This window comes from Campylobacter portucalensis (assembly GCF_009690845.1).
Classification (GTDB): Bacteria; Campylobacterota; Campylobacteria; order Campylobacterales; family Campylobacteraceae; genus Campylobacter_B; species Campylobacter_B portucalensis.
This window is the reverse complement of the sequence record NZ_VWSJ01000061.1, coordinates 1-1,445: the sequence shown is the minus strand read 5'-3', so window position 1 is coordinate 1,445 and position 1,445 is coordinate 1. Positions and strand designations below refer to the sequence as shown.

The following is a 1,445-nucleotide window of genomic DNA, read 5'->3' as shown; positions in this document are numbered from 1 at the left end:
GATTTAAACTCTACTATTTCTGGTAAAGAGATTAAATTTACATTAAATAAAGCTACAAGTGTAGATGAAAATGATAGCAGAGTAATAACATCACAAGCAGTATTTAATGAATTTAAAAACTATACTAAAACATCTGAGTTAGGTAATGAGTTTTTGAAAAAAGATGGCTCTAATATTGATAATAAAAAAATTGAATTTGGCAAAAATGTAGGCATTGAAAAAATCGAACTTAGCGACTCAAACAAAAGCACAACTGAGTTAGTACAAGCACAAGCTTTGATCAATTATTTAAAAGGAGAAGGAAATCATTCTGTTAAAATTTCTGACTCATTAAAAACGACAGCAAAAGGCGATCACTCAGTAAGCATAGGATCTGATGCTAAAACAGAAAATTCTTATTCTATAGCCATCGGACATAAAACAAGCTCAACAAATAGACAATCTATAGCAATAGGAAGCGAAAATACAGCTAGCGGCGAGCAGTCTATATCTATTGGCTCAGATAATAACGTATCAGGAAAGATATCCGCTGCTTTAGGAAGAGGCAATAATATAACTGGCGAGCATTCATTTTCTATAGGAGCTTACAATAAAATAGAAGGTAACCATACTTATGTGCTAGGCTCAAACGTAAACACAAACTCTAGTATCACAGATGCAATAGTATTAGGAAACCAATCAGAAGGAAAATCAAATACAGTATCAGTAGGAAGCAATTCTAAGCAAAGAAGGATAATTTATGTAGCAGATCCGCAAGATAAATTTGATGCAGTTAATAAAAAATATGTAGATGAATTAAAATTAACATATATGGCAAATGGTTCAAAAGATAAAAATAAAACTGTAAAATTAACTGATGGATTAAATTTTATAAAGTCTGAAAACATATCAGTAACTATAGCAGATGACGGAAACATTACACATGCACTTAATAATAATCTTAAAAATATAGATAGCATCAGTGGCGGTAGTGATTCTAGAGGTACTAAAATTACTTTAGATGCAAATAAAACAGAGATTAGCTTTAATAATTCAAAACTAAAAGAGCTTTTAGAAGGTGAAATCAATGCCACTTCAAATGAAGCCATTAGTGCCAAACAATTATATGATTTAGCTAGTAAATTAGGAATTGATGTAAATGAAACAAATAAGACCAAATTTAAAACTCTAACACTTAGCGAGTTTAAACTAAAAGAAGTAAATGGAACAGATGGAAAAGAACCAAAAAACGTAGTTGAAGGTTTAAAAAATGTTACCTCAAAAATCAATCAAGGCTTTAAATTTGGTGCTGATAACAATACAAGTACAAATATCCCTCACTATCTTGGCTCAAGAATTGATATCGTAAAATTAGCCAATGGATCAGAAAATATTAAAGATTATAATGGTAGTAACCTAATCACTAATTACACTAAAGATAATAATGGCAATGCTAAGATAGAAAT

Annotated in this window: 1 protein-coding gene; it reads left to right on the top strand. The window is 30.1% G+C overall.

All coding sequences use genetic code 11. The features are described from left to right. A partial coding sequence (locus tag F1B92_RS08585; RefSeq protein ID WP_407643644.1) for a hypothetical protein occupies window positions 1–1,445 on the top strand: 1,445 nt, incomplete at both ends.